Source organism: Arthrobacter sp. APC 3897, from assembly GCF_030407495.1.
GTDB lineage: Bacteria > Actinomycetota > Actinomycetes > Actinomycetales > Micrococcaceae > Arthrobacter_B.
Genome location: NZ_JASDDG010000019.1, coordinates 68511 through 82064, shown reverse-complemented (window position 1 = coordinate 82064; position 13554 = coordinate 68511). Strand labels below are relative to the sequence as shown.

Sequence of the window (13554 nt, the reverse complement as noted above, 5' to 3'; positions counted from 1 at the left end):
GCACGCGCGCCAGGCGCAGCGGATACCCCACATTCCTCGCCACCGACCAGTGCGGCCAGATCGCGTGATCCTGGAACGCCATCCCAAGGTTCCGCTTCTCCGGCGGAACCCAGGCGCCCGGGCCCGCCACCGGCGTGCCGCCGAGGCGTAGGGTGCCGCCCTCCGGCTGGACAAACCCGGCGATGCTGCGCAGCAGCGTGGTCTTGCCGGAACCCGACGGCCCAGCAAAGCCAGGAATTCACCGTCGTGCACCTCCAAGTCCACCTCCGCGAGGCCAACATGGCCGTTGGCGTAGACGTGACGCAGGTTTTGAAGGCTGATCGAAGACATTTACTTTCCCTTCCGGAAGCGGGTGCGCGCTGTGCGGCGGGCTCCCAGAGCGGCGGTCGCGGAGAGCCCCGCGACGCCGACGATCGTGACCAGCAGCGCCAGGGCGGAAGCCGAGTTATAGTCCCCGGCCTGCTGGAGGTTGAAGATGACCACGCCCAGCGTCTGGGAGCCGGGCGCCACCAGGAGGATGGAAATGGTCAGTTCGCGCACGGCGGTCAAGGCGACGACGACGGCGCCGCTCACCGCCGCGGGCACACTCAGCCGCAGCGCGACGTCGCCCAGTGCCCGCAGCGGACCCGCACCGGAGATCCGCGCGGCCTCGTCCAAGGACAACGGCACGGATTCCAGCGGTGCCCGCACGGATTGGACCACCAGGGCCAGGAACGCCATGACATACGCGCCGAGGATCACCCACGGCGTGTTGAAGATGCCCAGCGCCGGGGCAATCAGGAGCCAGGCGACGGCCAGGACGAGGCCCGGCAGTGCCTGCGGCAGCATGGCGGTGACGTCCAGCGCGGCGTTGGAACGATGCTTGGTGCGGGTCAGGAGCGCACCAACACCGAGTCCCAGCACGCCGCACGCCAGCGCGGCACCGAGCGCCAGCAGCACCGAGTTCGCGATGCCGGAGAGCGCTCCGCCGCTGGTGACGGCGCGGGCGATGTTCGCCAGTGTCAGGTTCTCCCAGGTCAACGGCACACCGGGCGCGGGCAGCAGCGCCTGCTCGGTCAGCGCCAGCAGCGGCAGGACGCAGACGACGGCGGCGGTGGACCACAGCAGCGCCGCCACCACCCAGCGGGCGGATCCCAGCTGCAGCGGCAATGCGGCTGCTCCGGAGCCGCCCAGTTCGCTGCCCCGGGGCAGCCGACGCTGCAGCAGCACGGCGGCCAGGCCCAGCACCAGAAGTACGACGCCGATTGCAGCCACGGCGGGCAGCGGATTGGTCACCGTGCCGGAGGCGAGGTAGCGGTACACCAGGGTGGTGAGCGTGGTGTACCGCTCGGGCAGGCCGATCAGCGCGGGAATGCCGAAGTCGGAGAGGTTAGCGACCAGGGTGAGCACAAACGCGGCCACCACGGCTGGGCGCACCAGCGGCAGGGTCACCTGGCAAAACGTGCGCAGCCCGCCGGCACCGCTGATCCGGGCGGCTTCCTCCAGGCTGCCCGGAACCCGGCGCAGCGCGGCACTGATCACCAGGTAGGCCAGCGGATACGAGTGCACAGCCAGCAGGAACACCACACCGCCGCCGCCGTAAATATCCAGCACCGGGTCCGCGGAACCGGTCAGTGCCATCAACGTCTTGTTCACGGTGCCGGTCGGCGCGAGCAGCGCCATCCAGGACATCGCCCCAATGAAGGGCGGGATCAGGAACGGCAACAGGAAAATCCAGCGCAGCACCGTCCGGCCCGGCAGATCCGTCCGGTCCAGCACGACGGCGAGCAGCGCACCGAATGCGGTGGCCAACGCGGCCGATCCGGTGGCGGAGGAAACGGAGTTCCACGCCGCCGCCAGCACGTCGGGGTCCGTGAGCACCTCGAAGTTGGCCGGCTGGGCCCCGCGGAACACAATGACGCCCAGCGGCAGAAGCACCAGCAACGCCAGCACCGCCCAGACCGCCAACCGGAGCCAGTGCAGTCCGTCGCCCCGCGGCCCGCCGCCGGTGGGGCTCAGTCCGGCGGGGCTCCGGCCGGCGGTCGTGATCTGCCCAGCCGGCATGGCCACCGAGTTACTTGAGGAGGTCATTGAACTTCGCGACGGCGCTTGCCTGCTTCTCGGCAATCACCGTGAGGTCCGGGTTCAGCAGCTCCACGTCGGCGAGGGCCGGCGCACCCTCGGGGACGCCGGCGTCGTCGCGCACCGGGAGGTAGGACTGCGCCACGGCCAGCTCCTGGCCTTCCTTCGATACGAGGAACTCCACGAACTGATTGGCGGCGTCCGGGTTCTTCGCATCGGTGAAGACGCCGGCCGGCTGGGAAACGTATGGCACGCCGTCGCTCGGGTAAGACAAGGCGATCGGTGAGCCCTTCGCTGCCAGTTCGCGGGCCACATAGTCCACCACAATCCCGATGCCCGAAGTGCCGGCGGCCACGGCCTGCCCCACCGGGCCGTTGCTTTCCAGCACTGTGGGTTCGTTCTTGACCAGGTCCTTCAACCAGTTCTCCCCCAGCGCCGGAGTCTCGAGCCAGACTGTGGTGTTGAAGGCAGCGGCACCGGAGACGTCTGGGTTCGGCATGGCGATGATGCCCTTGTATTCTTCGTCGGTCAGTTCGGCCCAAGACTCGGGGGCGTTGTCCACCAGGGTGGTGTTGTAGGCGATGACGGTGGGAATGATGCGGGTGCCTACGTAGTAGCCCTCGGCGTCGACAACATCCGGGTTCAGTTCTGCGGTGTTGTCGATGTCCAGGACCTGCAGGTCACCCTCGGCGGCGTACGCCTCGAACGTGGGGACGTCGGCGGCGAGGATCACGTCGGCCTGGATACCGCCGGTCTCCTTCTCGGTGGCGATCCGGGTCTTCAGCTCGCCGGTGCCGGCGCGGAAAACCTCAACGCTGACCTCCGGATTGACCTCGTTGTAGGCGGCAACCAGTTCATCGATCTTGGCCTGCGGCTCGGAGGTGTACACCGTGAGCGTTCCGGTGGCACCGGTAGCAGCGGCTGCCGGGGCGTTCTCGGCGCCGTCGGCGCTGCCGCCGCAGGCGGTCAGGAGCGCAAGCGAAGCAAGCGAGAGGACAGCGAGGGCGGGGTTCTTAGAGCTGCGCAGCAAGGGGTTCTCCTTGGAACACCGGCAGCAACGGCTGCTGCCGGGAAGGGTGGCCCGGTGCCCGTGCGGGCTCCGGGAGGGGATGGGTGGAACGGTTGGTGGCGGTGGTGGCCGCGGCTGGAATGGCTTTGAGGTGTGCGGTGGGCCTGCTGAACACCACGGCTTGGGCCCGCTGGAGCGGCACCGGCACGGCACTGAAACTGCCTTCGCCCAGCCTGATGACCGAGAGCCAGCTGCTGTCCAGGCCCTGGACGGTCTCCGGCGGAGCGAAAAGATCCTGGCCGTAGGACACCGCCGGGCCCGCCCATACCGGCACACCTCCAAGCCGGCCTGACAGCGCATGGTGGTAGTGCCCGCACAGGACAACACGGACGTCCGTGCCGGCAAGCACGCCGGCAAGCTCCGCCGGACGGGCCAGGCCGCGGCCGGCCAGCTGCGGCAGCAGCGAATCGACGGGAGGATGGTGCAGGGCAAGCACAGTGCCGTCGGGGGGCAGGATCGGCCAGGACAGTATCCAGCCAGTGCAGCTGTTCCCCGGTGAGCCGGCCAGCGGGCTGTCCGGGATCATCCGAATCCAGCGTGATAAGGCGCAGTCCGCCCACGAAATGCACGTCATCCCCAGGGCCCGGCCCCTGGGCTGTGCGCGAACCAGTGAACACTTCTCCCGTCCACGCCCGGGTGCCGGGAACGTCATGGTTACCGGGCAGCACGATCACCGGGCAGCCCAGCTCCCGCCCTGCCCGGGCGAACATGCCGGCGGCGTCGGCATAGATATCCCGGCCGCAATCCGCGACGTCGCCGGTAACGACGACGGCGTCGGGCCGGTAGCGGCCCGCAGTACGCAGCGCTTCGGCGGTGCGCTCCCACGTATCCAAGGCGCCGAACAGCAGCTCACCCGGATGTTTCAGATGAGTGTCGGTGAGGTGGATCAGGGTATATCCGAGCCCGGTCATGCCGTGGGGAGTCCGGTACCGTGCAGCAGGATGCGGGCGTGGTCCAGCAAATCCTGGCCCAGACCGTGCCGCAGCAGGTACGCGGCGGCACCCGTCTCGCCCTCGAAGGATTCTGCAGCCAAGTCCTGCAGCGCGCCGTTCATAACCTCGGGCGGGCTGGCCAGGTGCAGACGGACAGCGGTAGCCATTTCCGCAGGATCGCTGATCAGACCGCTGAGCCGGGTCAGCACAGCCTGCCGGAAGGAATCGGGAAGGGCCGATTCGGTGCAGGAGTAGTCCTCCACAATGTCGCTATCCGAGGCCCCCACGGCGTCAAGCACCAGCGCGATGACCAGCCCGGTGCGATCCTTCCCTGCAGCACAGTGCACCAGGACCCCGCCATTGAGGTTCCTGATCACCTCGCCGACGGCGCTGGTCATTGCCTGGGCGCAGTTCTGCAGCAAATGCCGGTAGACGGTTTCTATCGGTTCGGAGACGGGGATGCTTCCGCAGTAGAGCGGAACGTTCACCACCCGTATGCCGGCGGGAACAATGTCGGGAGCGGAGGCGACCTCCCCCGGCTCGCGCAGGTCCACAACCGTGGCGATCCGCACTGCGGCCAGCTCAGCGAGGTCTGCCGCGTTGGGGTCGTTCAGGGCTCCGGACCGGAAGAGAAGTCCCCGGCGCAGTCCCGGAGTGCCGGTTCCTGCTGCCGCGTCACGGAAATTGAACAGTCCGGCAGCTGAGGGTGGAAGGCCTGCAGACACCTGCGGACCGGGGTGCAGTTCAGTATTCATGGAACCTCTGGTTCGTGCTCGGTTGGGACTCTCCGAGTTCACCCAGCGGAGGTTAATCGATGGTGAACCCGGGGTAGCAGCAAGGCCAACCGTGTCCGAACACTCCCAATCCACCGGTTTCGTCCCTGCCCCTCTGCGACTGCCGAACACTGCTTTACCCTCGACAAGTCGGGCAGGCTGTGCTGCCACGCATCAGTACCGCCCCAATAATCAGAATCCGCCCAAGAAACAACACCACCTCCGCTTACCCGACCCAAATCCGCCCACAACGGTTGATCATTGCCAACCAGCCCCTTAGCGTCCCTCCTACACTCGCGCCGCCGCATCACCACTGGGTGCGGCACAGACACGGCTGATGGTGCCCGGTTCGACGACGGCCGGGCACCGTCAGCTGCAACACCGCATGTTTTCGATGCGCTGTATTCAAGCAGCACCCTGCCGTGGCCGGAACTGGCCGCGGCCCGTATGAGGGATTCCTCCATGCAGATAAGGCACAAATCAGCCACCGCCGTTATTGCCTCACTCGCCCTGCTGGGACTGGCCATCTCCCCGGCCGCCGGCTACCGCGGCGATGCACCGCCCGGCAGCAAACTCCCGGACCTTCCCGCCCCAGCCGAGTACTTCGGCTTCGAGATGGGCGACGAAGGCAGGCTCGCGTCCTTCGCGGACATCAGCGACTACTTCGAGACGATCGCCGCGCAGTCCCCGGAAGTTGACTACGAAGTGGTGGACCGCACCACCGACAACAACGAGTACCCGATCCTCCGGATGAGCAGCGAGGAGAACCTGAACCGGCTGGATGAAATCCTCGCCACCAACGAGCGGCTGGCCGATCCCGAGGCGATGGTTGCCGAGGCCGCCGCGGCCGGGATGGAGGAAGAGGACTACGCCCGCAAGGTCGCCGCCGGAACCGTCCCGGTCTACTACGTTGAGGCCTCCATCCACGCAACGGAAGTGGGAAACACGCAGGCGCTGGTCGACGTCGTCCACCGCCTCGCCACCGAAGACTCCGCCGCCATGAACAAGATCCTGGACAAGATGGTGGTGCTGATCGTTCCCTCCGCCAACCCGGACGGGCAGCAGATGGTGGTGGACTACTTCAACGACACCGCGGGCACGGAGTACAACCGCGTGTACCCGGATCTCTACCACTCCTACGTGGGGCACGATAACAACCGCGACTGGTTCATGTTCACGCAGAAGGAATCCCGGACCCGGGTGCAGCTGGAGCAGAAATACCGTCCGGTGGTTCAGCACTACATGCACCAGGCCGGAACCAACAGTCCCCGGATCTGGACCCCGCCGTATGACGAGCCCCTGTCCACGGCCGTGGATCCCATCGCCATCTCCTCCTCGAACGCGCTGGGCCAGTTCACCCAGCGTGACCTCGTGGCCGAAGGCCTGAAGGGCGTGAAGTCCGACGACGCGTACGGCATTCTCTGGAACGCCGACGTCGCCGGTTACGGCACCTTCCTGGGCACCTCCACCTTCCTGACCGAGATCGCTTCAGTCCGGGACCTGGCCTACCCCTTCACCGGAGACGGCGTGCTGGAACCGGTCGACAAAACAATGCGCTCTCCCCTGCCCTACGATTCCGACACCTGGACGCTGAAGCAGATTGTCCAGTACGCCACCTCGGCTGCCTTCTCCGGCATGAACACGGTGGCCTCGGATCCCCAGTCCTGGCTGCTGAACAACCTCTACCGGGTGAACATGAACAGTGTTAACTGGGACGGCGGCCCGTACGCCTATGTGGTGCCCAGCGGCCAGCGGGACCCCTACGCCGTGTATGACATGATGCGGATCTTCGACTTCGGCGAGGTGGAAATCGAGCAGGCCACGGCAGCCTTCACCGCGGAGGGCCGGGAGTTCGCCGCCGGCTCATACATCCTGCGCACCCAGCAGCCGCTGGGCCGCTGGGTGGATCAGCTGCTGCGCATCGACGAGTATCCGGACAGCGCCCGCAAGTGCGCCGACTGCCCGCTGATCATGCCGTACAGCGAAACCACCGACAACATTGCCCTGTTCATGGGCGTGGATGTTGCCGCGGTGCAGGAGCCGTTCGAGACTGCCACCCGGCAGGTGCGCGAAATCCGGCAGGATCGGGTTCAGATGCCCCGGCCGCCGGGAAGCAACGGCGCCTACATTCTCAGTGCCGAGTCCTACGGACTGGGGCGGATCATTGACGATCTGCAGGACGCCGGGGTGGATGCGTACCGTGCGGCCGGGCCCATCACCGTGAACGGGCAGGAGTTTGCTCCCGGTGCGCTGATGGTTCCCGCCGGCGAACGCGGTGCCCGCGGTGCGCTCACCCGGGCCATCCGCGACACCAGCCTGCCGGTCTACGCCACGGCGCAGATGCCGGAAACGGGGGCGATCAAACTCGCCGACAATACCCGGATCGGTCTGGTCCGCGGGGCCAACAACATGCCCGGCGGCTGGCTGATGTGGATGATGGACCAGTTCGGCACCAATTATGAAGTGGTGGAAGCTGAGGACTACGCGGATTTGGCCGGAAAGTTCGACTCCATTGTGCTGGCACCGGGCATCTCCACTGAACGGCTGACCACCGGGCTGGACACCACCAAATACCCGGAGGAGTTCGCCTGGGCGGCCGGTGTGCCGGATGCACCGCAGAAGCTCGCGGAGTTTGCCGAGCAGGGCGGCAGCATCCTTGCTCTTGGGTCCTCGTCCCTCACCGCTGCCGCTGCCATGAGCCTGCCGGTGGAGAACATTACCCCGGCGGACCGCGCCGCCTTCATGGTTCCCGGCGCCCTGCTGGCCCAGGACTACGACACCACCGCTCCCGCAGCCTGGGGCATGCCGGCGTCGTGGCCCACCTGGTTCAACAACGACTCCGCCTTCCGCCTGACCGGGGAGGGAACCTCGGTTTCGCAGTACCCCGCCGAAGGCAACCCGCTGGTCAGCGGATACGCTCTAGGTGCCGAAGCGCTCAACGGGGCAACCAACATTGCCTCCTTCAACGTCGGCGAGGGGGACGTGACCATCGCCGGCGGGCACATCACGTTCCGCACCTGGCCGCGCGCTTCCTGGACCGTGGTGACCAACGCCATCTACAACGGCGCGGGCACCGAACTGACGGCTGAGGAAATGGCCGGCCTGTTCACCAAGGCAGGCCGCTAGCAACCAAGGAATCCCGGGTCGGGGCATCCACCCTCGGCCCGGGAATTCCTGTCACCGGGAAAACCCACTTCAAACGGAGCTGTTGCTAGACCGCTTTGGTTACCTGAAAAGCTTTGGATACCTCGGTAAGCGTCAATTCATGACGAAGTTTGCAGGCACTGTTTTGATTAGCGAAAAGTCCTTTCCGCCAGAATGCTTCTGAAAGGTCAACGGTATTTTCCCATGTAACTGGCACGATGTACTCATTGGCATCTGAACCGTCTTCAGCCTGCACACTCTCATGCAGACCGTAATCGCCTTGCAACGGAAGCTGACGAAAAGGCTGCTCTACCCCCGACATGACGAGGAAAGATTCTGATGCGGGGAGTGCCGGACCCGTCACGATGCCAACTCCGACGTAGCCCTGGCCCGGAACGTGCACAAAAATTCGCGCACCCACTGGCAGTTTGCGCAGCGACCGAGAGTACCACTCGCCACCTCCGGCCGAGACAAATCCATATTCCCGAGCATCAACCCAACTTCGTCTGAGGTTCTCCCAACCGAAGGCTACGTACCAATCCGTTCCGTTCCAAACAGATTTCTTGGAACCGGGCTGGGTAGAACTGACTTGCCGCTGGTTGGAAATAAGCCATGTCCTGGCTAGATAATCATTCCCCTGATCGGAGAAATAGCGAAAAAGCATCACATTTATAGGGACGGAATGGGTTGAGCTCAAGTATTGAACTATTCGTTCCGTACTGTCATCCAGATCACTGGCAACCACAGTAATATAGTGGGCCTCATTCAGGTCATCCGGTGTCGGAGTACCCTCAAAACGGTCCGCAAAAGCAGTATCGAAATCGATGCCGGGGTGGTGCTTTGCAAAAATGTCCCGCAGCTCGTCATTTGAGAGACCCTGCACCCAAGAAGCGTAGTCGAGTGCCTGCGCCACGATGTCGCGAGGTGTACGGTCCCTTTTGAGCTCAACAATGTGAACTGCCCCATCAACATCGATTCCCAAGATGTCTATAAATTTTCCATGACTGGTGAGAACTTGATTGCCGATAAGCAACAAGTCAGTTTCCAGGATCGACGGGTCATCAAGAATCAGCTGCTCCAGGCGAGATTCTTTGGGCATCTTCGCGGGGGTAAGGTGAACAGCGCCGTCGGTAACGCGCCACAGACCAATTTCTAGGGGCAAGGATTTCCTTCCTACGGTGCGGCGCAGCAGTCTGATGCGACGACTTCGGCTTAAACCGGTCGACATAGTTGGGATGCATGCTAGCTGTTGGCTTCGACGTTTGCACAGGTGGAAAATTTCGCGTCTTCATGGCTTCGAAAGCGCAAAGCGTTTGCCAATCGAATCGAGCGCTCACATCTGGAGCTACTCCCTACCGCCGTCGTCGTCCCGAAACCCCGTGGACTCGCGACGGACAATCCGGAACCCCGCCTTCACCGTCCGCGGCGCCGCAGGCTCACCCTTCTCGCCGATCCGCTCCGCCAGCAGCTGCACCGCGGTTTCGGCAATCTCGTCCCGGCCGGGATCCACCGTAGTGAGCGAGGGCAGCGAAAAACGCCCCTCGTCAATGTTGTCGAAGCCGATCACTGCCACATCCCCGGGCACGCGCAGCCCCTCCACCGCCAGCTGACGCAGGGCCCCCAGGGCCAGGGAATCGTTCAGCGCAAAAACGGCATCGAAACGGACGCCCCTGCGGCACAGTCCGCGGATCGCCTCGGCGCCGGTGTCCCGGCCCCATCTGCCGCCGCGGGCCACCAAATCCGGATCAAAGGAAATGCCGGCCGCTGCCAGCGCTTCGCGGTAGCCGCGCTCGCGCAGGCTCGCCGAGCTGGCGGCATCCTCGGAAATCTCCGGCGCACCCACCAGGGCAATCCGGGTGCGGCCCAGGCCCAGCAGGTGCTCGATGGCGGCCCGCGCCGAGGACGTGTTGTGCATGGTGACGTGGTCCGTGGGTCCGCCGAAGATCCGCTCCCCCAGCAGCACCAGCGGCTCGTCCACCGCAAGGGCGCCGGCGTCGTCCTGCCCCAGCGCCGCAGGGCTGAACAGCATGCCGTCAACAAAGCGCAGCCGGCCGCCGGACAGTGCCGCCAGTTCCAGTTTCCGCTGGCCGTTGGTCTGCTCAATGAGCACCCGCAGCCCCCGCTTGGCGGCGGCACGAATCACCGAATCCGCCAGCTCGGCAAAATAGTTTTCCCGAATGGACGGAACGGCCAGTCCAATAACTCCCGTTTTGCCGGAGCGCAGTCCGCGGGCGGACAAATTGGGGCGGTATCCCAATTCTTCGATAATCCGGCTCACCCGGGAGCGGGTTTCCGGGCCGACCTTGGGATTGTCATTCAGGACATTGGAAACCGTCTTGATGGAAACGCCGGCGGCTCGGGCAACATCGTGAAGCGTTGGATTCATGGTTCGAAGGAGCCTTCCTGCCCTGCGGCCTCTCCGGCCAAAACGTCTTCAAATCCTAGCCGGATAAAAACAATGCCCCGAACCCTTGACGCCTCAACCGTGCGCGGTTTAGCGTTCCGGGTACAACGTTGTACCTACATCAAGCCTGCACCACCAGCACCTCAGAAAAAAGCCTTCCGCAGCGCCGGACGTACACCGGCCCTGGACCATTTAGACAACGGAGTCCCCATGCCCGATGCCCGCCTCACCCTTGACCCGCACTTCACCGTGGCGCCCGTCAGCCGACGGGTCTTCGGCTCCTTTGTGGAACACCTCGGCCGCGCCGTCTACAACGGCATTTACGAGCCCGGCCACCGCACCGCCAATGAAGACGGTTTCCGCCAAGATGTCATGGACCTGGTGCGCGAACTCGGAGTGACCACCGTCCGCTATCCGGGCGGCAACTTTGTCTCCGGCTACCGCTGGGAGGACGGCGTGGGCCCCCGCGAGCAGCGGCCCCGCCGGCTGGACCTGGCCTGGCACTCCACCGAAACCAACGAGGTGGGCCTGGATGAATTCGCCCGGTGGAGCAGGGAAACCGGCACCGAACTGATGTACGCCGTCAACCTCGGCACCCGCGGCGTGCAGGAGGCCCTGGACGTGCTCGAGTACGCGAACATCCCGGGCGGCACCACGCTCTCGGACCAGCGCATCAGCAACGGCAGCCCGCAGCCGCACGCCATCCGCCTCTGGTGCCTGGGCAATGAAATGGACGGCCCCTGGCAGCTCGGCCACGGCACCGCCGAAGAATACGCGCGGCTGGCCGGCAAAACCGCACGCGCCATGCGCCAGGTGGACCCCGCGCTGGAACTGGTGGTCTGCGGCAGCTCCGGCGCCAACATGCCCACGTTCGGGCACTGGGAGCGGACCGTCCTGGAAGAGACCTACGAGGACGTCGACTTCATTTCCTGCCACGCCTACTACGAGCCGAAGGACAATGACTTCGCCAGCTTCATGGCCTCCGCCGTGGACATGGACCGGTTCATCGACTCCGTGGTGGCGAGCGCGGACCATGTGAAGGCCGTCCGCCGCAGCGAGAAGACCATGTACCTTTCCTTCGACGAGTGGAATGTCTGGTACCTCTCGCATTACGACGACGTCGAAAAGGTCACCGATCCCGCCGACTGGCCGCAGGCCCCGCGCCTGCTGGAGAACGCCTACTCGGCGATGGACGCCGTCGTCGTCGGAAACCTGCTGATCAGCCTGCTCCGGCACGCGGACCGGGTGACCGCCGCGAGCCTGGCCCAGCTGGTGAACGTGATCGCCCCGATTACCACCGAACCGGAGGGACCGGCCTGGCGGCAAACCACCTTCTACCCCTTTGCCATCACCTCCCGGCTGGCTAGGGGCACCGTCCTGGATCCGAAAATCGAGTCCCCGCTGATGTCCACCGCCCTGTACGGCGACGTGCCCATGGTCGACGCCGTCGCCACCTCGGATGAGGCAGCCGGAACCGCTGCCGTGTTCCTGGTCAACCGCAGCCTCACGGAAACCGTCACCGTCAGCATCGACGCCGGCACCCTCGGCGTCGACACGCTCCGCAGCGCGGACACCCTGCACGACGACGATTTCTCCGCCACCAACACCCTCAACAACCAGGACCGGGTGGTCCCCGAACCCAACAAGAGCGCACGCATCGACAACGGAACGGTCACCGTGACCCTTCCCCCGGTCTCCTGGACCGCGCTGGACCTGCACTAAGCATTTGCCAACACCACCCATACAAAGGAGTAAGCGGTGCACAAGAAAACAACAAAGAACCTGCTCGCAGCAGGCATGACGGCGGTCCTCGCCTCAGGACTGGTCGCCTGTGGGAGTAACGACGACGGCGACGGCGGCGGGAGCAGCGGGGCCGGCGCGAGCAAAACAAACTGCGCCAACGACATCAAGGTGAACGACGTCCCGGTGGTCACCTACTGGGGCTGGTTCGAGGACACTGCCCAGACGGTCGACACGTTCAACGCAAGCCACGATGACGTGCAGATCTGCTGGACCAACGCCGGGCAGGGAGCCGATCAGTACACCAAGCTCTCCACCTCGCTGCAGTCGAAGTCCGGTGCCCCGGACATCGCCCAGATCGAGTACGACTGGCTGAACAGCTTCCTCATGCAGGGCGGGCTGGTGGACATGAGCGAACACGGCATTGACGAGTACAAGGACAGTTTCACCGCCGGTGCGTGGCGCGATGTTTCCAGCGGCGACAGCGTCTACGCGGTGCCGGTCGACCTCGGGCCCGTGGGGATGTGGTACCGGCAGGACATCTTCGACAAGCACGGGATTCCGGTTCCCACCACCTGGGACGAGTACGCCGCTGCGGCCAAGCAGCTCAGCGAGGCCACCGGCGGAAAGACCCTGATCGGCAACTTCGCGCCGAACGGCCAGGGCCAGCACTACGCCTTCCTGGACCAGGCGGATGCCGTGCCCTTCGAGTTCGACAACAGCAACCCCACCGAGATCAGCATCAACCACAATGACGAGGCCAGCAAAAAGGTCTTCAACTACTGGCTGGACCTGGTCGATCAGGACCTGATGGGCACCGACCAGGCATGGACCCCCGAATTCAGTACCGCTCTGGGCACCGGCAAGTACGCCACGGCCATCTACCCGTTCTGGTACAACGTCCACATCCCCGCACTGGAAGGTGCCGACGCGGAAGCGGTGTGGCGGGCGGCTCCGATCCCGCAGTGGGATGCCTCCACCCCCAAGCAGGTGAACTGGGGCGGCAGCACGCTGGCCGTGACGGTCCAGGCCGACGACGCCGCCCTCGCCACCAGGGTGGCCGCGGAACTCTACGAGTCAGAGGAAACCAAGGAACTCGGCGTCGAGGTGGGCGGACTCTTCCTGGCCTACCCCGAAATGATCGAATCCGACTACTTCCAAAACCGCCCCTACGAGTTCTTCGACGGGCAGCAGCTGAATAAGGAAATCTTCGGCACGGCAGCGCTTGAGTATGAGGGCGTGACATTCTCGCCCTTCTCGCAGTACTACTACGACGAGTCCCAGCGTCTGCTCTCGGAAGCGATCGAAGGCAACATCTCAGCTTCGGATGCTGCGGATCAGCTCCAGGAGTCACTGGAAACCTATGCCACCGAGCAGGGTTTCACCCTGAAATAAGTTACTCCGTGCGGGCGGGGCAGACCCCGCCCGCAC

The 13554-nt window shown here is 65.0% G+C and carries 9 protein-coding genes and 2 pseudogenes; 3 read left to right on the top strand and 8 right to left on the bottom strand.

Translation table 11 applies throughout. The features are described from left to right. The 6 genes and pseudogenes from QMA10_RS17685 to QMA10_RS10740 form a co-directional block, all read right to left on the bottom strand. A pseudogene (locus QMA10_RS17685) lies at positions 1 to 184 on the bottom strand (ABC transporter ATP-binding protein); the annotation flags it as partial. 146 nt (positions 185 to 330) lie between these two features. Then, positions 331 to 2070, bottom strand: coding sequence for an iron ABC transporter permease (locus tag QMA10_RS10755; protein ID WP_290168235.1), 1740 nt, complete (start codon positions 2068 to 2070; stop codon positions 331 to 333). Then, on the bottom strand, positions 2054 to 3091 hold the full coding sequence (locus tag QMA10_RS10750) for an ABC transporter substrate-binding protein (RefSeq protein ID WP_290168233.1): 1038 nt from the start codon (positions 3089 to 3091) through the stop codon (positions 2054 to 2056). Before QMA10_RS10750 ends, QMA10_RS10755 begins: the two co-directional genes overlap by 17 nt. Continuing rightward, complete coding sequence (locus QMA10_RS10745) at positions 3075 to 3656, bottom strand: hypothetical protein (protein ID WP_290168231.1); 582 nt, start codon at positions 3654 to 3656, stop codon at positions 3075 to 3077. The genes QMA10_RS10750 and QMA10_RS10745 overlap by 17 nt, the downstream gene beginning before the upstream one ends. A 112-nt stretch (positions 3657 to 3768) precedes the next feature. Next, a pseudogene (locus QMA10_RS17680) lies at positions 3769 to 4041 on the bottom strand (metallophosphoesterase); the annotation flags it as partial. Continuing rightward, positions 4038 to 4817, bottom strand: coding sequence for a tyrosine-protein phosphatase (locus QMA10_RS10740; protein ID WP_290168229.1), 780 nt, complete (start codon positions 4815 to 4817; stop codon positions 4038 to 4040). The pseudogene QMA10_RS17680 and the gene QMA10_RS10740, both read right to left, overlap by 4 nt. A 480-nt stretch (positions 4818 to 5297) precedes the next feature. On the opposite strand from QMA10_RS10740, the gene QMA10_RS10735 reads away from it, so the two are divergent. Further along, complete coding sequence (locus QMA10_RS10735) at positions 5298 to 7961, top strand: M14 family metallopeptidase (RefSeq protein ID WP_290168227.1); 2664 nt, start codon at positions 5298 to 5300, stop codon at positions 7959 to 7961. Positions 7962 to 8046: 85 nt separating this feature from the next. Here the strand turns inward: QMA10_RS10735 and QMA10_RS10730 are convergent, their stop codons facing one another. Together QMA10_RS10730 and QMA10_RS10725 are read right to left on the bottom strand one after the other, a co-directional pair. Further along, positions 8047 to 9141, bottom strand: a complete 1095-nt coding sequence (locus QMA10_RS10730) for an endonuclease NucS domain-containing protein (protein ID WP_290168225.1) — start codon at positions 9139 to 9141, stop codon at positions 8047 to 8049. A 183-nt stretch (positions 9142 to 9324) separates the two neighbouring features. Continuing rightward, positions 9325 to 10365: a LacI family DNA-binding transcriptional regulator gene (locus QMA10_RS10725; protein ID WP_290168223.1), complete on the bottom strand. Its 1041-nt coding sequence runs from the start codon at positions 10363 to 10365 to the stop codon at positions 9325 to 9327. Between the two features lie 228 nt (positions 10366 to 10593). Between QMA10_RS10725 and QMA10_RS10720 the strand changes: the two genes are divergently transcribed. Together QMA10_RS10720 and QMA10_RS10715 are read left to right on the top strand one after the other, a co-directional pair. Continuing rightward, the gene (locus tag QMA10_RS10720; protein WP_290168221.1) at positions 10594 to 12105 is read left to right on the top strand and encodes an alpha-N-arabinofuranosidase; all 1512 of its coding nucleotides are present in this window, start codon (positions 10594 to 10596) and stop codon (positions 12103 to 12105) included. 36 nt (positions 12106 to 12141) lie between these two features. Then, positions 12142 to 13518, top strand: a complete 1377-nt coding sequence (locus QMA10_RS10715) for an extracellular solute-binding protein (RefSeq protein WP_290168220.1) — start codon at positions 12142 to 12144, stop codon at positions 13516 to 13518. Positions 13519 to 13554: the final 36 nt, after the last annotated feature.